At 67.9% G+C, this 21,147-nt stretch carries 5 protein-coding genes; all 5 read left to right on the forward strand.

Going from position 1 to position 21,147, the window contains the following annotated elements:
• Positions 1-326 precede the first annotated feature (326 nt).
• Positions 327-2,483, forward strand: coding sequence for a filamentous hemagglutinin N-terminal domain-containing protein (locus C5O79_RS15100; protein ID WP_131931431.1), 2,157 nt, complete (start codon positions 327-329; stop codon positions 2,481-2,483).
• Between the two features lie 8 nt (positions 2,484-2,491).
• The gene (locus C5O79_RS15105) at positions 2,492-4,309 is read left to right on the forward strand and encodes a ShlB/FhaC/HecB family hemolysin secretion/activation protein (protein WP_122477330.1); all 1,818 of its coding nucleotides are present in this window, start codon (positions 2,492-2,494) and stop codon (positions 4,307-4,309) included.
• A gap of 15 nt (positions 4,310-4,324) precedes the next feature.
• On the forward strand, positions 4,325-5,245 hold the full coding sequence (locus C5O79_RS15110) for a peptidyl-prolyl cis-trans isomerase (protein ID WP_122477333.1): 921 nt from the start codon (positions 4,325-4,327) through the stop codon (positions 5,243-5,245).
• Between the two features lie 147 nt (positions 5,246-5,392).
• The gene (locus C5O79_RS15115) at positions 5,393-20,695 is read left to right on the forward strand and encodes a filamentous hemagglutinin N-terminal domain-containing protein (protein WP_236862372.1); all 15,303 of its coding nucleotides are present in this window, start codon (positions 5,393-5,395) and stop codon (positions 20,693-20,695) included.
• Positions 20,692-21,075 carry a hypothetical protein gene (locus tag C5O79_RS15120; protein ID WP_163009014.1) on the forward strand — a complete coding sequence of 128 codons (384 nt, stop codon included), beginning with the start codon at positions 20,692-20,694 and terminating at the stop codon, positions 21,073-21,075. The genes C5O79_RS15115 and C5O79_RS15120 overlap by 4 nt, the downstream gene beginning before the upstream one ends.
• Positions 21,076-21,147 lie beyond the last annotated feature (72 nt).

A 21,147-nucleotide genomic window follows, 5' to 3' on the forward strand; every position in this document is an offset into this window, starting at 1 on the left:
AGCCCTGGGTGGCTGGCGCCTGCCCCGGGCCCGCCGGCTGCGGGGGGGGGGCGGCGGCGGCGGGGCACGGGTGCTCGTGATTGTCGTGGAGTGGGCGGGAGGCGGCGCCGATCCGGTGCGACCAATTGAAATGCATTTGTAATATTTCGCTGGCGAATTGGAAATGAAAAATTATTAGGGAGATACCCTAAAGAAAGGTCGCGTGTGTGCCGTTAGTTCGCCTCGGTAACTCACAAAAGCATTACGGAAGCACTACATCCGTACAACTACACGACCAGATTAACCGAGGGGCGCGCGGCCGGCGAAGCCGTGCGTGTGATTCGAAGATGGAACGCATCGATTTGCATCGGTGCGCAGGCATCGGGGGCCTGCGCGTGATCTTCCTTTGCCTGGCGACGGCAGGGGGGCTGCCGCATTGCGCCGTCGCCGCCGGGATCGTGCCGGACGGCGGTACGCCGACGAGCGTGTCGGCGGGGCCGAACGGCCGGCAGCTCGTGAATCTTGCGCCGGCTGTCGCCGGCGTCTCCAGCAACACCTACTCGTCGTTCAACGTGACGACAGCCGGTGCGACGCTGAACAACGTCGGCATCAACGCGCGCACGATCGTCAACCAGGTGACGAGCACGAACCGCAGCCTGATCGAAGGCGAGATCGCCGTGGCCGGGCCGCGCGCGAACGTGGTGCTGGCGAACCCGAACGGCATCACGATCAACGGCGGATCGTTCGTCAATACGGGGCATGTCGCGCTTGCCACCGGCAACGTGAGTTTCAACGACCTGCAGATCGCACCGGGCGTGATCCAGCGCAACATCGTGCTCGATACGTCGACCGGCACGATCGTCGTCGGCCCGGGCGGTCTGGCCGGCGCACTGATCGGCCTGGACATGATTGCGAAGACGATTCGCGTCGACGGACCGATCGACAACACGTTCTCGTCGGCGACCGCCGGCGTGCGCCTGCTGGCCGGCCGCAGCCGGGTCGAACTGAACACGGGACTGTCGCCGACCGACAACGCCAACGACTGGCTGGCGCGCGGCGCGACGACGAATCCCGATACGGCGTCGTCCTACGCGATCGATATCACCGCTGCCGGCAGCGTGACCAGCGGGCGCGTGCAACTGATCGTGACCGACCGCGGGCCCGGCGTGCGCAGCGCCGGCCCGATGAATGCGTCGCTGGGCGATTTCACGCTGACGTCCAATGGGAACGTCGAGTTTTCGCACACGAAGCTTAGCGTCGCGAGGGATTTCGCGGTGACGGCGCAGGGCAGCGTGACGTTGACGGACACGGAGGTGAAGGTCAACGGCGGCCTCGCCGGCGTGTCGGCCGCGGACGCGATCACGCTCACCGGCAGCAGCCTGCTGGCGTCGGGCGGCATCAAGCTGAATGGCACGGGTATCGCACTGCAGCCCGACGATGCGATGGCCGGCTCGACGGTGGCGTCGTCCCAGAGCGGCGTGGTGCTGAAGAGCGGCGCGGACATCGTGAACGTCGGCTCGCTCGTGCAGGGGCAGGCCTCGATCGACGCGGATGCCGACTCGGCAGGCGCGGTGACGCTGAACGCAGCCGGCCGCATCCTGAACCAGTCGCAGCCGCAGACGCGGATCGGCATCCTGTTCGGCGTGCAGGGCGACGTATCGCTGACCGCGGGCACGGACATCGTCAACCAGAACGCGCGGATCCTGTCGAACCGGAGCGTGTCGATCGCGGCTGGCGGCGATCTGGAGAACGTCGTCGATCACAGTACGGGCGTGCAGGACGGCGCGGTGATCGGGTTTGCCGAGCAAGGCGGCCGATTCCTGTTCTTCCGGCATCGCAGCGACGGCTTCACGGTCGACTACGGCGCGCTCGCGGACGCTTCCAAGCTTGCGTACATCACCGCCGACGCGGGAAATGTGTCCGTGCGTGCCGCGAACGTCAGGAACATCGGCGGATCGATTCTCTCGAACGGCGGCGCGATCGATATCGCCGCGCGCGACAGCGTGCTGACACAGGCGATCTTCACCGGCCAGGCTTCGTTGCGGCGTTCGTGCTTCGTCTTCTGCCGCTCGAGTGCATCGTCGAGCGTGCAGGCTTTCGGCGGCGCCATCGAGGCCAACACGGACATCCTGTTGAAGGCCGGCACGCAGATTACCAATACGGGCGGTATCGTGCGCGCGCTCGGCGGGTTGACGCTCGATGCGCCCAGGACCCTCGCACAGGGCGTGACGGGCTATACGGTGATCAACCGCGATCACGATTTGAAGGCATGGTTCGGCAATCGCTGGGCGGCCATCTATCGGAGCGATACCGGCGGCCTGTTCAGCGGCGGAACCGGCAAGGTGCGCCTGACGGGCGAGGCGGATATCGACGGCGGCGCGTACGGTGCGCCCGAAGGCGTGCTGGCGGCCGGCGGCGTGGTGACGATTCGGCCGCCGCACCGGGATCTCGTGACGATCGGCAACCGCAATCATCTGGGCCTCGTGTCGTGGTTCGGTCTGTGACGGGCGGCATGTCGTCGGCAATGGTCCGGGTGCTCGCGCTGGCGATCGGCGCGACGCCGTTGTGCGTGCGCGCGCAGCTCGCCGGCGGATTGCCGCCTGGCGCACCGCCGGGTCTCGGCGCGATACCGCCGGGGCTCGCGGTGCCGCGCGCCGAGCAGGACCCTGCGCAGCGCCTGCTCCAGGAACAGCGCGACCGGCAGCGCCGCGATGAAATCGCGCAGCCGCCGGCGCAGATCGCGTTGCCCGAACAGCCGGCCATGCCCGACCTGCCGCCGGGCGCCGATGTCGAAACGCTGCCGGACGTGGCGCCGATGTTCCTGATCGAGCGCGTCGAATTCACGGGCGACACGATTCTGGGGCAACCCGCGCTCGACCGTATCGCGGCGCCGTTTGTCGGCAAGCAGCTCGGGCGCAACCGGATCAACCTGTTGCTGCGCCGGCTGACCGAAGCCTTCATCTCGCGCGGCTACATCACGACGCGCGCCTACCTGGGCCCGCAGAACCTCGCGTCCGGCACGCTGAGGATCAATCTCGTACCCGGCCGCGTGGCCGCGCTGACGCTGAACGGCAAGCCGTTGCGTCCGCGCGACCCGGACGAGAAATGGTACGAGGTGCGCGGCGGCGGCCTGCTGACCGAAGCCGGCACTGCGTGGGCGTTCGCGAGCGCGCCGGGCGATCCGTTGCGCCTGCCCGATCTCGAGCAGGGCGTCGACCAGATCAACCGGTTGCGGCGCAACCAGGCCGAGATCCGCATCCTGCCGGGCGAAGCGCCGGGGGATTCGGTCGTCGCGATTTCGAACCGCTCTGGCGACCGTCTTCATTACGACTTCGGCGTCGACAACTACGGCAGCTCGCAGACCGGCAAGACGCGCTATCGCGCGGGCGTCGAGGCCGACAACGTGATCGGGCTGCAGGAATCGCTGTCGTTCAACTACGTGGGAACGACCGAAACGAACGCGCTCGTGTTTTCCGCGGCGGTGCCGTACGGGTATCAGACCTTCAGCTACACGGTGTCGATGTCCGAGTACCAGCAGGCGATCGGCGACGTCGCGCTGCTCGAAGGCCGCACGTTCAGCCAGATGCTCGGCTGGAACGATGTGCTCGTGCGCTCGTCGAGCGGACGCCTGAGCGTCGACGTGACGCTCAACAAGCTGCGCACCGAGCGCGATGTGAACGGCCTGCCGCTGTCGCCGCAGAACCTCACGGTGCTGCGTGTCGCGCTGAATGGGCTCGTGCGCTTCGCGGCGCGCGGCCAGGGCGCCGCGGCGACCTGGGACGTCGGCGTGTCGCAGGGGCTGCCGTGGCTCGCGGCCAACCATGATGCATCGGACATCGGTATCGACGACGCGCACAGCCAGTTCACCAAGCTTGACGCGACCGGCACGCTGCAGTTTGCGCTCGGCAGTCTCGCCGGGAGCGCGTGGGCCTATCGCGGCACGCTGCGGGCGCAATACAGCCGCGTGGCGCTGTTCGGCAACGAGCAGATCTTCCTGGGCGGCATGAGTTCGGTCCGCGGGTTCACCGAAGGCGGGATCGCGGGCGACAGCGGCCTCTTCGTGCGCAACGAGGCCGCGTGGCAGAACGTGCCTGCCTGGCGCGATGCGCGAATCGAACCGTATGTGTTTCTCGATGGCGGCAAGGCCCACCTGAATGCGCAGGGCGGCTGGCCGACGCTCGTCGGCGCCGGCGTGGGCACGCGCGCGCAATGGCGCCTGCGCAGCGGAACGGTCTCGGCCGAAGTGCTGGTCGGGCAGGCGCTCGCGCAGCCGGCGGCGCTCGGCAGGAAAGCCACCGTGCTGCTGGCAACACTCAACTGGTCGGACTGAATGAAGGAGAACCTCATGAATCGTCTGTCGAACGGTCGCGCGATCGCGACGCAATGGAATCTGCGGGCGCGCCTGCGCCGGACCGGCGTTGCGCTCGCCGCCGCCATGCTTTGCGGTACGGTCGCGCCGCAAGCGCATGCACTGAACAAGGCGGCGAAGAAGCCGACGGATACGGTCGCCACGATGCCCGCCGATGCCGTCGCGAGCGTGAACGGCGTGCCCGTCACGCAAACGCAAGTCGACGAAGCGGTGCGCGCGTCGAAGGCGGCCGATACGCCGGCGCTGCGGGCGGCGATGAAGAATCAATTGATCGCACGCGAACTGTTCCGGCAGGCGGCGCTGAAGCAGCACTACGACACCCGCCCGCAAGTCGTTGCCGCGGTCGAGCAGGCGAAGACGCTTGCGATGACGCAGGCGTACCTGCACGACCAGGTCAAGCCGGCACCGGTCCCGGAGACGGACATCCGGGCACGCTACGACGCGATCGTCGCGGGGCTCGGCGAGAACGAATACAAGCCGAGCGCGATTGCGGTCAACGACGCGGACACCGCGAAGCAGATCATCGCGCGCCTCAGGAAAGGCGAGGACTTCGGCACGCTGGCGCAGCAGTTCAGCAAGGGGCCGGCCGCCGCGCAAGGCGGTGCACTGAACTGGATCTCGTTCAAGACGCCGATCGAGGCGGGCAATACGCAGAACTGGCCGCAGCCGCTCGCCGAGGCGCTCGTGAAGCTGCCGCAGGGCGGCCTGACGCGCGAGCCCGTCCAGGTCGGCGATGCGTACTGGATTCTGCGTGTCGACGACAAGCGCGCGACGCAGGTGCCGTCGTTCGACCAGGCGAAGGACATGCTGCGGCAGCAGCTCGAGCAGGTTGCGATGGAGAAGGCCACGGCGCAGGTCGTCGTGGACCTGATCCGCAACGCGCGCATTCAGCAGTAGGCGGCAAGCAGTTGTGCCGGGCCGACACCCGGCGATTACACACGCGATACCGGGCGGGGAAATCCCGGTATCGCGCGATGCCACGGTCGGCCGGCCGATGGCGCGAGACGCACGGCGCAAGCCCAAAAAGAACGAAGCAAAAAATAGATGAATACGTCCAAGCGTAAGGTCCTGCAGCAGCTCGCCGCCGCCGGTGCGGCGCGAATCGGCGCGCGTGCGCGGTCCGCGGCAGATGCGCCGCGTTTCCTGGCGGTCGCTCCGGTCGTTCACCCGTATCGCTGGTGGCAGCGGGCGACCTGCGCGATCGTCGCGCTGGCGATGTTCATCGGACCGATCACGGTGACGGTCGAGCAGGGGCGCGGCGCGGCCGGCGTGCTGGGTGCCGGCAACCGCCGTATGGATGACGAAACGTGGCAGCGCGTGCTCGACCTGGCATCGCTGCGCGTGCGGCTGTCGATGCGGATTGCCGCTGCCGCGCCGATCGTCGACCCGACTGCGCCCATCTCATTCCAGCCCGCGATCACGCAATCGACGGGCGCCGGCGGCGGCGTGCCGGTCGTCAATATCACCGCGCCCAACGCGGCCGGCATTTCGCTGAACCAGTATCAACAGTTCAATATCGACCCGGTCGGCCTGATCCTCAACAACAGCCTGATGTCGGGGACGTCGCTGACGGGCGGCAACGTGCAGGCGAATGCGAACCTGAACGGTCGCACGGCGAGCGTGATCGTCAACCAGGTGACGTCGACGGGCAATGCCTACGCGAGCATGCTGAACGGCCCGCTCGAAGTGTTCGGCGCGCCGGCGACGGTCGTCATCGCGAACCCGAACGGCATCACGACGCGCGGCACGGGATTCACCAATACCATCGGCGTCACGCTGTCGACCGGCGCGCCGCAGTTCCTGGGCAGCGTGGGCGGCACGGCGACCGACTTCGCGAACGCGAAGGCGATCGGCTACAACGTGACCGGCGGCCATCTTCAGATCGAGGGCAATGCCGGTGTCAACGGGCCGGGCGCGGGGATCGAGGGGACGGTCGGCACGATCGACCTGATCGGCGAGACGATCGGCATCAACGCGCCGCTGTATGCGGGCACGCGCATCAACGCGATTGCCGGGCGGCAGTTCGTTGCGCCGACGGCCGCGGATGCGTACGGCACCACGTACGGCACCGCGTCGAATGGCGCGGCGAATTCCGCCGCGGCGATCAACGCAGCGAACGGCGGCGCGAATCGCTCGCTCGCGATCGACGCGACCGCATTCGGTGCGATGACCGCCGGCCAGATCCAGGTGATCAGCACCGCGGCGGGGATGGGCGTGCGGGCCGACGCGCAACTGGCCGCGAACGCAGGCGACCTGACGATGTCGTCGAACGGCGACGTGTCGGTCGCTGGCTCGGCCGCGCAGCGGCAGGCCACCGTGCAAAGTTCGGGCAACGTATCGATGACGGGCGCGCATCTGGGTGTCGGCGGGTATGCGATCAGCGCGAGCGGAGATGTGACGTCGACCGGGGCGATCCAGTCGGGCGGGAAGCTTGCGATCGCCGCCGGCGGCAACGTGAACGTCGCGAACGCGCAAGCCAACGGCGACGTGTCGATTGCCGGCGGCCCGAACGTGACGCTGGGCGATGTGCAGACGGGCGGTGCGCTGGCGGTTGCGGCGCAGGGCGGCACGGGCGGCGACGTCACGCTGAACGGCACGGCGCTGGCCGTGGCCGGCACGTCGCTGCGCGCGTCGCGCGACATCCGCGTCAACGGCCGGCTGGATAGCAGCACGATCGATGCAAGCGCGCAACGCAGCATCGCATTGGCCGGGCCCGTCAATGCATCCGGCGACCTGACGCTCACGGCGCGGGACGGCGACCTCGCCACGACCGCGCGCGTCGCCAGCGGCGGGAATCTGTCCGCCAGCGCAGGGCACGATGTCGCGGCGAGCGGTGCGCTGCTGGCGAATGGCGACGTGAGCGTGCGGGCCGGAAACAGCGCGAGTGTGGGTGATATCCATGCGGGCGGCGCGATCGAGCTGAGCGCGCAAGGCGCGGCCGGGGGCGGCGACCTGGCGTTCAACGGCAATACGCAGGCGACCGGCGCCACGCGCATCGCATCGGCGCGCGACATCACGGTGAACGGCACGTTGACGGGCGGTTCGACGCTGGCGCTCGACGCACGTCGCGACGTGACGGTCGGTGCGCAAGGCACCGTGCAGTCGGCGGGCGACCTCGCGCTGACGGCGCGCACCGGCAGCGTGACATCGAACGGCACGTTGACGGGCGCATCGAACCTGTCGGTGCAGGGCGCGCAGGACGTCGCGCTGCTCGGCACGACCGGCGCCGCGGGCGACGCGGCGGTAAGCGCCGGCCGCGACGTGACGGTGGGCGGCACGTTGTCCGGGCGCGGCGGCGCGCGGATCGACGCAGGGCGCGACATCGTCCTCGGCGGCAGCACGGGTTTCGTGAAGGACGTGCAGGCGCAGGCGGGCCGCAACCTGTCGATGACGGGTTCACTTGCCGCGACGAACGTGACGTTGGGCAGCGGCCAGTCGATGACGCTGCACGACGTGCAGTCGTCCGCGGCGTTGCAGGCGAACGCGCAAAACGGCGCGCTGACGATCGACGGCACCGTGACGTCGTTGTCGACCACCCAACTCGGATCGGGCGGCGACACGGCGGTGACCGGCACGCTGCAAAGCAAGAGCCGCCTCGATGTCGCGAGTGGCGGCAACGTCGCGATCGCGGGGCAGGTCAATACGTTGTCGACCGGAACCTTCCGCGCAGGAAACCGGTTCAGCGTCGACGGCACGCTGCAGACCACCGGATCGCTCGATATCGCAAACGGCGGGGACGCCTCGATCGCCGGCACGGTGAACGCGCTGTCGGATGCCGTGCTCGCGTCGAGCGGCGGCGCGACGATCAACGGCTTGCTGCAGAGCGCGGGCCAGTTGACGCTGACGAGCGGCGCGAACACGTCGATCGGCGGGACGGTGCTGTCCACGGATGACGTGACCCTCACGAATGCCGCGGGCTCGCTGACGAGCACCGGCACGATCCAGGCGGGCCGCGATCTGTTGATCGACGCCGCACATGCAGTCGATCTCGGCAAACAGCAGACGATCGCGCAACGCGACCTGACGGTGCGCGCGGGCGGTGACCTGACCGCGAACGGCGCGGTGGTCAGCCAACGCAACGGCATGCTGAACGCCGGCGGCGCGATGGGCGGCGCGGCATCGATCGCGTTTGGTCAGGCGGCGATGCTGCAGTCGGGCGGCGACACGCGCCTGACGGGCTCGTTGCGCGGCGACACGGTTCAGACGCAGGCGGGAGGCTCGGCGTTGCTGCACGACGTGCAGGCCGTGTCGTCGATGTCGCTTGCCGCGACGCAGGATCTCGCGACGACGGGCAGCCTGATCGGCAACGCAACGACGACATTGCAGGCCGGGCGCGATCTCAGCGTCAGCGGCGCGGTTCAGTCGTCGCAGACGCTGACGCTGGCAGCCGGTCGCGATGTCGCAACCACGGGCGCACTGCGGACCGACCAGGATCTGCACGTTCATGCGGGCAACAACGCAGCGATCGGCGACATGCAGGCCGGCACCGCGCTTGACGTGAAGTCGCAAGGCACGGCGGGCGGCGGCGACGTGACGCTCAACGGCAATGCGATCGTCGCAGGCGTGACGAACGTGCAGGCGGCGCGCGACATCGTCGTGAACGGTTCGCTCACCGGCGCCACGCAAGTGGCGCTGTCGGCGCAGCGAGACATCGGCGTCAACGGCAGTGGCGCCGTCCGCGCGATCGGCGATCTTGCGCTCACCGCGACGACCGGCAGCATCGCGTCGGCCGGCACATTGAACGGCGCAGGCGCGCTGACCGCGAATGCGGCACAGGACGTCGCGCTGACCGGCACGACCGTGTTCACCGGCGACACCAACGTGACGGCGGGTCGTGACGTGACGGTCGGAGGAACGCTGGCAGGTCGTGGCGGTGCACGCGTCGACGCGGGGCGCGACATCGCACTGGGTGGTAGTGCAGGATTCCTGAAGGATGTGCAGGCGCAGGCGGGGCGCAACCTGTCGATGACGGGTTCGCTCGCCGGCACGAACGTGACGCTGGGCAGCGGCCAGTCGATGACGCTGCATGACGTGCAGTCGTCGAGTGCGTTGCAGGCCAATGCCCAAAACGGGACGCTGACCGTCGACGGCACGGTCACGTCGTTGTCGACCGCGCAGCTCAAATCGGGCAGCGATACGACCGTGAGCGGCACGCTGCAAAGCGCGGGCCATCTCGATCTGACGAGCGGCGGCAATCTCGGGATCGGCGGCACCGTCAGCGCGTTGTCCGACGCGGCCGTCACGTCGAGCGGCGCGGCGAGCGTGAACGGATTGTTGCAGAGCGCGGGACCGTTGACGCTGACGAGCGGCGCGAACACGTCGATCGGCGGCGCGGTGCTGTCGACGGGTGACGTCACCCTCAAGAACGCGGCGGGCTCGCTGACGAGCACCGGCACGATCCAGGCGGGCCGCGATCTGCTGATCGACGCCGCGCACACGGTCGATCTCGGCACGCAGCAAACCACGGCGCAACGCGACCTGACGGTACGCGCGGGCGGTGACCTCATTGCGAACGGCACGGTGATCGGCCAGCGCAACGGCGTGCTGAACGCCGGCGGCGCGATGGGCGGCGCGGCAGCGATCGCATTCGGGCAGGCGGCGACGCTTCAATCGGGCGGCGATACGCGCCTGACGGGTTCGCTGCGCGGCGACACGGTGCAGATGCAGGCAGGCGGGGCGGCGTCGCTGCACGACGTGACGGCCGCAGCGACGATGTCGCTCACGACCGCGCAGGATCTCGCGACGACGGGCACCGTGGTGGCCGGCTCGACGGCGGCGCTGCAGGCCGGCGGGAACCTGGGCATCGGCGGCGTGATGCAGGCGGTCGGCGATATCGCGCTGACCGCGACGAGCGGAAGCGTGTCGACCAGCGGACCGATCGCCGGCAACGGCGCGATCGACATGCAGGCGGGTACCGACATCCTGCTGAACGGAACGGTCGGTGCGGCGCGCGGCATGTCGCTGAATGCGGCTCGTGACGTTTCGACGACGCAGGCCTTGAACGTGCTGGCGAACGACCTGCGGATCACGGCCGGCAACAACGCCGGCGTGGCCGATGTGCAGGCGGGCGGGGCGTTGTCCGTCACCGCCCGGAACGGCGACGCGGCGTTCAACGGTACGGCTGCGGCGCTCGGCGAAACCACCGTGACCGCAGGGCGCGACGTGGTCGTGCGCGGCACGCTCGCCGGTGGCGGCGACGGCACGAGCGCGACGCATGCGCCGACATCCGTGCAGGCCGGGCGCGACGTCCAGGTAACGGGCATGCTCGCGGGCGGCGCGACGCTCGGCGTCAACGCCGCGCGCGACGTGACGATCGGCAACGCCGGTCAGGTCCAGGCGGCCGGCGACATGACGCTCGCGGCCGGCGCAGGCAGCGTGACGTCGCAGGGCACGCTCGCGGCCGAACGCAATGTCGTGCTGACGGCGGCGAAGGACGTGTCGCTGACCGGCAAGACCAGCATCGGCGGCGATGCGGCGTTGACGGCCGGGCATGACCTGACGCTTGGCGGATCGGTCGTGGGCAAGGGCGGCGCGACGCTGAACGCGGGCCACGATGTGGCGATCGGCGGTAGCACCGTCTTCGCGAACGACGTCACGGCCAAGGCCGACAACGACCTCGCGGTCACCGGCGCGCTGCAGGGGCTGGCGGTGTCGCTGAGCGCCGCGCGCTCCGTCGCGCTGAAGGACGTGCAATCGAATGCGGCGCTGACCGTCAACGCGAAGGGCGGCGCACTGACGGTCGACGGCACCGTCAACTCGCTCGCAGGCGGCACGCTGAACGCAGCAGGCGACCTGACGGTCAACGGCGCATTGCAGGCGGCCGGATCGCTGAATGCGGCGAGCGGCGGCACCCTCGCGATCAACGGGGCCGTCAATGCGCTTGCCGATGCGACCTTGCATTCGGGCGCGGACCTGAACGTGAACGGCACGCTCCACGCGGGCGGCCCGCTGGCGGCATCGAGCAATGGCGCGCTGTCGGTCGGCGGCAAGCTCGACGCGGCCACCGATGCGGCGTTGAGCGCGGCGCGCGGCCTCGTGGTCGACGGCACCGTCAACGCCGGCCGCAAGCTCGACATGACGAGCGGCGGCCCGGCGACGCTGCGCGGTGTGGTCAACGCGGCAGGGGCGGGCGCGCTGCGCTCGGACGGCGACATCACGGTCAACGGCACGCTGCAGGCGGCGGGGCCGCTCGACGTGATCGGCGGCGGCAACACGACGGTCGCCGGCGCGCTCGTGTCGTCGGGCGACATGACGCTGCGCAATGCCGCGGGCGCGCTGACGAGCACCGGCACCCTGCAATCGGGCGGCAACCTGTCGGCCGACGCGGCCGGCACGATCGATCTCGGCCAGGGGCGCACGACGGCACTTGGCGATCTGACCGCGAACGCGGGCCGGGATCTGCGCGCGGACGGCACGGTGATCGCACAGGGCCGCGGTACGCTGACGGCCGGCGGCGCGATCGGCGGGGCGGGGGCGCTGGCGTTCGGCGGCGCGGCGACCCTGCAGTCGGGTGGCGACACGCTGCTCACCGGTTCGCTGCGCGGCGACAAGGTCGACGTGAACGCGGGCGGCCACGCGACGCTGCACGACGTGACGGCGGGCGCATCGATGACGCTCGCATCAGCCGGCAACCTGCGCACGACCGGCGCGGTGACCGGCAACGCGGACGTGCTGCTGCGCGCGGGCGGCGACATCGATCACGGCGGGGTGTTGCAGGCCATCGGCAACGCGACGTTCGACGCGCGCGGCGGGCATGTCGCGTCGACGGGCTCGATCGCGACGAACGGCGTGCTCGCGGTAAAGGCGGGCACGGATATCGCGCTCGGCGGCAAGACGGCCTCGGCGCTGGACACCGCCCTGACCGCCGGCCGCGACATCGCGCTCGGCGGCTCGCTGACGAGCGGCGGCGCGTTCGATGCGACGGCCGGCGGGAATGCGGGCATCGCCGGCACGGTGCTGGCGATCGGTGACACGCATGTCGGCGCGGCCAACGATATCGACGTGACCGGCAAGCTCGAGGGCCACGGGGCCGGCACGCTCGGCGCCGGCCGGGACCTGACCGGTGCGGGCACGATTGCGTTCGCGCAGGCCGCGACGCTCGATGCGGGCCGCGATGTCGTGCAGGGCGGGCTGGTGCAGGGGCACACGATTGCAGTCACGGCGGCAGGCAACGCCAGCGTGACGAACGTGCAGGCGGACGACACGTTGTCGTTGCGCGCGAACGGCACGCGCACGGATACCGGGCCCGGCAACCTGACGATCAACGGCACGGCCGCCGCAGGCGGCCGCATCGACGCGGTCGCGGCGCAGGATGTATCGGTGCCTGGCAAGCTGCAAGGAGCAACCTCGGTCGGCATCGACGCGGGGCGCAACGCCGTGATCGGCGGTGCGGTCCAGTCGGGCGGCGCGATGACGATTGCCGCACATGCCGGCGATCTGGCCGCAACCGGCGGGATAAACAGCGGCGCGACGCTCGACGTGACGACCGGACGCGATCTGTTGCTCGGCGCGACGACGAGCGCGGTTGGCGACATGGCGCTCACCGCCGGGCGCGATCTGAACACCGGCAGCGGGCTGCTGATCGGCGACGCGAATGGCACACTGCGCGCGGCGCGCGATATCGTCGGCGCTGGCAAGCAGTCGTTCCTGCAAGGCGCGTTCGACGCCGCCGCGCAGCGCAATGCGACGGTGGACGGTCTCGTCCAGGCGAAGGGCGTGCGTGTGCAGGGCGGCAACGACGCATCGGTCAACGATGTCGTATCGGCGACCACCCTCGACCTGAAGGCGCTCGGCAACGCTGGCGGCGGCGATGCCGTGGTGCGCGGCACCGCGCAGGCGGCCGGCGCCGCGAGCGTGACCGCCGCGCACGACGTGCGGGTGACGGGCGCGCTGGCGAACGGTGCGGCGCAAACCTTGAGTGCGGGCAACGATGTCGTCGTGAGCGGCACGTCGCAGTCTGCCGGCGACATGAAGGTGGCCGCATCGGGCGGCAACGTGCAACTGAACGGCATGACGACGTCAGGCGGCGCACTCGATGTGCGCGCCGGCGTCGATGCGCAATTGAACGGCACGATCGCCGCGGCCGGCACGACGACGGTCCAGGCCGGCCGCGATATCGGCATCGGCGGCAGTCTGGCCGGCCAGGCGGGCGGTGCGCTGACGGCGGCACGGGACATCACCGGCGCGGGATCGGTGGCGTTCGGGCAGGCCGCGACGCTCGCCGCGTCGCACGACATCGCGCTGTCGGGGGCGCTGCAGGGCGCGAGCGTGTCGGTGACGGGCGGCAACAATGTCGGCCTCGCCGGCGTGCAGGCAGTGTCGGGCGACCTGTCGGTCGCCGCGAACGGCAATGCGGGCGGCGGCGACGTGACGCTCGGCGGCGCGGCGACCGCGCTGGGCGCGTTCTCGCTGCAGGCGGCGCGCGACGTCAACGTGAATCACGCGATCAATGCGGGCGCGGCGACGGACATCAAGGCCGCACGCAACGTCGCCCTCGCCGACGTGAACACGGCCGGCGACCTGAGCGTCACAGCGTCGAACGGTAGCGCCGGCGCGGCGAACGTGACCGCGCGCGGCAACCTGAACGTGACGGCCGGGCAGGCGATCACGCTGTCGGGTCAAACCGTGTCGGGCGGCAATGCGACGCTGGCGTCCGGCGGCGACATGACGCTGGTCGGCAGCATCGCCGCGCAGCAGGCCGGCACGCTGACGGCGGGCGGCTCGATCGACGCGGCGTCGATCGCGTTCGGCAAGCAGGCCACGGTCAGCGCGGCGAACGGCATCGCCGTGAAGGGTGGCGTCGCGACCGACGGCGACCTGGCGATGACGGCGGGCAACGACCTCGCGATCGGCAGTGCGCAGGCGGGCGGGGCGATCGACTTGCGCGCGCAGGGGCACAACGGTGCCGGCGACGTGGTCGTGAACGGCGGCATGACGTCCGGCAACGCGACGACGATCGCCGCCGTGCGCGACGTGGTGATCGCCGGCAGCGTCGGCAGCGGCGCAAGCCTGACGGCCGGCGCGGGACGGAGCCTCGGCATCGCCGGCGCAATTCGGTCGAACGCCGATACGTCGCTGAGCGCGACGAACGGCAATCTCGTCGTGGGCGGCGACTTCGTTTCCGTCGGCAATTTCGGTGCGCGTGCCGGCGGCACGCTGGCGCTGCTGACGGGCGGGCTCGCCAACGGCGACACCACGTTGACGTCCGGCGGCGCGATGACGCTCGGCGGCGCACTGTTCGGCCTGGGCGGCGCGAATCTTGACGCGGGCGGCGCGATCACGGGCGGCAGCGCACTGACGTTCGGCAAGGATATCGGCGTCACGTCCGGCGCGAGCGTCACGCTGGGCGCGATCCAGGGGGCAGGGAAGTTCACGGCGACGTCGACCGGCGACCTGTCGCTCGGTGCGACGACCGCGGTCGGCGGTGTGTCCGCGACGTCGCAGGCGGGCAGCGTCGCCGTCAACGGCGCGCTGCAGTCCGGCGGGAACGTGCAGATCCAGGCGGCGAACAACGCGCAGGTGACGGGCGCGGTGTCGTCGATGGGTACGGTGAACGTCAACGGCGTCAACGGCAACGTGACGCTCGCGGGCGTGTCGTCGAACGGCGACACGACGCTGCATGCCGGGCAGAACCTCACGCTCGGCGGCTCGAGCGTCGTGGCCGGTCAACTGGGGGTGTCGGGCGGCAACGTGACGCTCAACGGGACGGTGACCGGTTCGAAGAACGTGACCGTTTCCGCGCAGGGGACGGTGGACGCAGGCAACGCGACGATCGTCGCGTCGCAGAACCTGCAGGTAAACGGCGCGAACGTCACGCTCGGCAATGCGACGGTGGGCGGCGCGCTGACCGCACAGGCATCGAACCAGCTCACGCTGGCCGGCGGGCACGCGGTGAACGTGGTCGGCAATGCGGCGCTGACGTCGCAGAACGGGCTGTATAACGCAGCGCATGTGCTGGCCGGGTCGCTCAACGTGTCCGCGCCGAACCTGGCGAACGCGGCGGGTGCGTCGCTTGCGTCGATCGGCGCGACGACGATCAACGCGTCGAACTTCACGAACGCGGGGCTGGTGAACGGCACGACGACCAACGTGACCGTGGGCGGCGGGCTGACGAACGTCGGCGGGTCGCTGATGGCGGTGGATGCGCTCGGCATCAACTCGGGTTCACTGAACAACCAGAACGGGATCATCTTTGCGGGGAATCCGAGCGTCGGAACGGGGGCGACCGGCGATGTGTCGCTGACGGTCAATGGCGGCAACGGTGCGTTCTACAACGCGGGCGGACAGTTGCTCGCGCAACGGAACATGGGCATCAACGTCGCCAACATGACGTTCGATCCCCTGCAGGGGACGATCAGCCAGGGCGGGAACCTGTCGATCACCGCCGGCTACGTGAACATCGGCGGCACCTGGAACTACGGCGGGCAGAGCGTGGCGCTGACCGGCCTGAATGGCATCGCGAACTACGGCACGATGACCGGCACCGCGGCGCTGACGCTGTCGTCCGGCGGCGGGACGTTCGAGAACCACGGGCAGGTCAGCGGTCGTGATGTGACCTTCAACGGCACGCTGAACAACGCGGCCGGCGCGGTGATGCACGCGGACAATGCGTTGACGCTGAACGGCAATACGACGAACCGCGGGACGGTCGAGGCGGGGAGCGTGCTCAACGTCAGTGGCTGGGACTACGACAACCAGGGAGCGACGACGCAGTCGAGGGGGGATGTGGTGTTCCGCCTTGGTGGAACGCTGCAGAACACGGGTGGGTCGATCTTCGCCGGGCGGAACGTCGATATTTCGGCGGGGGCGGTGGTCAATGATCAGACCGCGCCGGGCGCGGCGGTGACGACGACGCGCGATGTCGTCGATCCGGACCTGTTGTGGTCGGGCGCGGTGGGAACGCAGAGGGAGTGGTATCTGTATCGCATCCCGGGCCCGGGTGACAGCGGGGGGAACTATGCCCCCACTTCGCGCGTAAGCAATGCAACGCTTGGGGACCTGCTGGCGCCCAACGGAATTTCGCCTGCTACGGCCAGGGAGAAGTGCGCCGGTGCGTTCCGGTGCAGTATCGTCGGAACGCAACCCGTCGCAGGGTCGGGATCGGTCACGTTCGGCCAGTACAACGCCTACGTGGGCAATAGCAACAGCGGTAATAACGTAACGAGCCCGAAATGGGCGATCGAAACGGGAACGGGCCCGTCGTCGGCCGTCAAGCAGACGTTCGTGTTGCCCACCATTCACGAGACGATCACGACCCAGCAGCCGGGGACATCAGGCGTGATCTCCGCTGGGGATTCCATCTCGCTGTCGGCGGGGTCGCTGTCCAACCGAGGCGGGCAGATTGCGGCGCAGGGCAATGTCTCGCTGAACGTGCAATCGCTGAGCAATGGGGCGGTTGCGCCGACACTCGTCAGTCAGGCGTTGCGGCAGGTCGATCAGGCGCAGTACACGGCCTTCCTCACGCAGCTCAACGAACTCGGGAAGGCGCCGGGCCAGTCTCCATGGCTTGGTGTACTGGGCGGCAATCTCGGCGGGATCTTCGTGAAGGGATCCGGCAGCCCGGCCGATCTTCTGCCGGTGACGACATTCACGATCAACGTCAACAGCGCGGCACCGTCGTCGACGGGGGCGGTCAGCACCTCGACCCCGACCGGCATGATTGCCGCCGGGCGCGATCTCGTGGTCGCGGGCGGGAATCTCGTCAACAGCGGCCTGCTCTATGCCGGCCAGAACGTGTTTGTCAACGCGCAGAACCTGTCCAATCAGGGCGGCAATCAGCAGAACTACGCGAGCCAGGTCGGTTGCGCGTCGGGCGTGCCGAACTCCGCATGCGGCAACGCAGGCCAGCCGCGCGGCAACAATCCGACCACGACGACGTTCAGCTATGCGCAGAACAACGCGACGATCTACGCCGGTCATGACCTCGTCATCGCTGCCGGCCAGATCAACAACACGTACGGCAACCTGCTGGCGGGCCACGACATCGTCATCGGCGGCGTCGGCTCGACCGCGGGCTCGACCACGCCTGCGCAGAGCCTGAACAACACGTCGGGCAACATCGTCGCGGGCAACGACATCAAGCTGAACGTCTCGGGCGCGATCACCAACAACCTCCCGCCGCCGGTTCCGGTCCACGAGAACTACGGCAAACAGGAGAAGTATTCCGGCTGCATGACCGCCGGTGGTTACAAGGAGAGCTACTGCGAAGGTTACGTCGACCAGCAGTCGGGCAGTTCGTCGGTGATCAGCGCGGGCAACAACCTGCAGGTGAGCGCGGGCAGCCTGACGAACATCGGCAGCCTGATCGCGGCCGGCAACAACGCCACGATTTCCGTCGTGGGGCCGGTCGTCAACGAGGCGCAGGTGCTGAACGCATACTGGCACTCGCACTGGGTGCAGGAAACCGGGATGTTCAGCAGCGACAAGCGCCACGACATCTGGGCATGCGGCACGCCGGAGCAGTGCAAGACGCTGTACGGGAGCGCTTATACGGGCACCGGCGGCACGATCGATCCGCCGATGCCGGTCGGCAACATCGCGGCGACGATCCAGGCGCCGAACCTGTCGATCTCGTCGGGCGGGCAGATCCAGAACGTCGGCAACGTGCTCGGCACGTCGGTGTCGTTGAGCGGGCAGAAGCTGATCAACGGCATCACGACGCCGAATACGTACACGCCGCAGGTCGGCGCGCCGCAGCGCGTGATCACGCTGAGCCCGGTGACGTTGCCGGGGTTGAACCTGTCGATTCCGCGCGCGGTCGGGATGGGTACGCTGCCGACGCCGGTCGCCGGCAAGGCGTCGTATGTCAACGAGTCGCTCGGCGGATCCGCGCTTGGCTCGATCGGGCCACAGGATCTGCTGAACAACCTGCCGAAGAACTTGCAGCCGTCGTCGACGCTGTTCTATTTCAACCCGCAGGAAGAAGACTTGCTGCTGCAGCAGGCCGCGCTGAAGCAGACCGGCAAGGCGAGCTTCGTCGACGGGCTGACGTACGACAGCAAGAACAACGTGTCGGTGTCGGAGCAGCAGAAGGAGTACCTGTACCAGAACGCCGTCGAATATTCGAAATCGCGCGGCCTGCAGCTCGGCGCGGCATTGACGCAGGAGCAGATCAATACGCTCGACAGGCCGATGCTGTGGTACGTCGAGCAGACGGTGCCGGACCCGACGTGTCATGCGATGGGAGCTGCGACGTGCCCGACGATTACTGCGCTGATGCCGCAGGTGTATCTGCCGCAAGACACAACGGCTATGTCGGCCGGCGGCAACATCTCCGGCCGCGACGTCACACTGAAATTCAACCAGGACGGCAACGGCAGCATCCTCAACACGGGGAGCATCACGGCGTCGGGGACGCTGAGCGTCGACACGCACACGCTGACGAACCAGGCGAATCAGGTTGATGTCGGCGAGATCTGGCAGAAGGTCGATGGCGGCTATCTGAAGACGACCGGGACGGTGGTTCAGCCGGGCGGGTTCATGAGCGCGGCGAACATGGACCTGAACGTGCAGGCGCTGAACCAGATCGGTGGGGCGCTGCAGAAGTTGAATGCAGACGGCACGGTTGATCAGGCAGGTACGCAGCAGGTGCTCGCAAACCTGCAGCAGCAACTCGGCGTGAATTTTACGCAGACGTCGGTCAGTGATCACCTGCATTCGGACTTCGTGCAGGAGGGCGGTGGGCTGCCGACGTTTGCCATAGCGGCAATCGCGATTGCGGCGTCGATCGTGACGGCGGGGACGGCTGCCGCGGCAGCTGGCGTTGTGATGACGCAGTTGTCGGTTGGCTCGGTCATGATCGGTGCTCTTGGTGGCATGGTTGGAAGCATCACCAGCCAAGCATTCTCAGGGAACGGGCTGAATTTCGGGCAGATCCTGCAGGCGGGCGCGCTTGGCGCATTGACTGCCGGTGTCATGGCGGGGACAGGTCTTGGCAACCTTCAGCAGCTGCAGGAATTGGGGCAAGCAATCGGAAACGGGACCTCGGTTTCGCTTGCGCAGCTCGGCCAGGCGTTGGACACCATTGTTGAGCGTGGCGTTGTAATGGCCACCATCAATACGGCCGTATCAGGCGGTAGCTTCGGCAGTGCGCTTGCGAACAGCATGATCAGCGATCTCGGTATGGTCGGCGCAGGTGCGATCGGTGTCGCTTCCACAGACAACACGTCAATGCTCGCAGAAGGGAGTCCTGGATACGTATTGGCCCATGCCGGATTGGGATGTGCATTGTCGGCGGCGAAAGGGACGGGATGTGCAAGCGGGGCGATTGGTGGAGCGGCCAGTGCCTTGGTTGCGCCGGTTGTGCGCGATGCGTTGTACAACGGCAAGGAGAACTCCAACTATGTGGAGCGTGCGGACGGTACCGTTGAGAAAGTAACTAGTTTTGACGATCCGGGTCTCAATGCGCTGACCGCGGGGATCTCTACGATGGCTGGAGGCGCGCTGGCCAGCGCAGCGGGGCAGAACACTTCAGGTGCAACCTTTGCAGCTGAGAACGAGGTGCTGAACAATGCACTGAGTCGGAAGTATGCGCCGCTCAAGGCTCAATTGGATGCCTGCGGCGGACAACCGAAGTCATGCTATGTCGAGGCGCTGAAATCGACGCAGGACGCCTACGAACAATCCAAGAAGGACGTTGAGGCATCATGCGGTGCTGGTGGCAGCAGCGCGTCGTGCAAGACGGCACAGGCTGACATGGCGCAGTTGTACGTCAATCAGAAGGCGCTCGCGCAGTCCGTCGCGACGATGACGGACAACAACACGATCGCGTCCAACGCGATTCACAACGTCGTGTCCGCCGGTGTCGGGCTGCTTGCAGGGAGTATTCTCGGCAGGATTATTGGAGCAGTGCGCGGCTTTGGAGCTTCGTCGTCGATTACCGTTGGCAAAGCTTCGGAGCCGCTCACTGTGGGCGACGAACCATATGCGGGCCCGGGGAAAACTTGGGATGGAGGAATGTCGCATCCGGTTGCTTCCAATGTTGCCGGTACCACAAGCAACGCGGCTACTGCTGGAAGCGCGGCGAACATGACGACCTCTGTGCAGCTTCGCACGCAGTTGGCGTTTCAGGAGGCAGGTATTCTTGACGCGAATGGTTTGCTGACGCAATCGGCGATTCGAAATTCGGATCCGATTGCGCTCGCGGAAGGGAAAATCAAGAACCCGGTTGTCGTGCAGGAACTTACGCGCGACGGCTCGGCCATCACCGACTGGGGGAAGTACACGACGCAATCTGCGAAAATGCCTAACGGGCAGTCAATGCAAATTCACTACTACATGAACGCGGTGACGGGTAAGGTTGATTATGTCACCTCTGATTTCAAAGTTAAGGGTATTGTCAAACCATGAAGGTTAGATATTGCAAGGCGCAGGCGCATGACGGGCGAGAACCTGACCCGAGTTTTACATTGGGAAATACGTATTTGGTTCTCGGTGTCCGCTTTCAGCCGGAAGCACGGCCAGCGATGATTATTGTCCAGCGTGACTCGGATGGAACTCCGGTCATGGTGGAGCTTCGCAATTTCGACGTTGTCGATTCAGCTATTCCGACCGACTGGTGCTTCTCTGATTTTGGTGGGGGCTCCTATACCCTTGAGCCATGCGCATTTTCAGGAGATTTCTGGGATCGATATCACGATGCCAACCCCGATGCGGAGAAGGTATTCTCGCAAGTGGTCGAAGTGCTCGCCGCCTTTCATGCGGGAGCGGTTCCGCGTGCTGCCAAGTAGCAAAGTGTTGATTGTTTGGGGGCTTGAGTCTGTGAGTTTTCGATAGGCTTGGACTTGTCCCTACATGACCCG

Origin of the sequence: Burkholderia sp. SRS-25, from assembly GCF_004343765.1 — a bacterium.
Lineage (GTDB): Bacteria > Pseudomonadota > Gammaproteobacteria > Burkholderiales > Burkholderiaceae > Burkholderia > Burkholderia contaminans.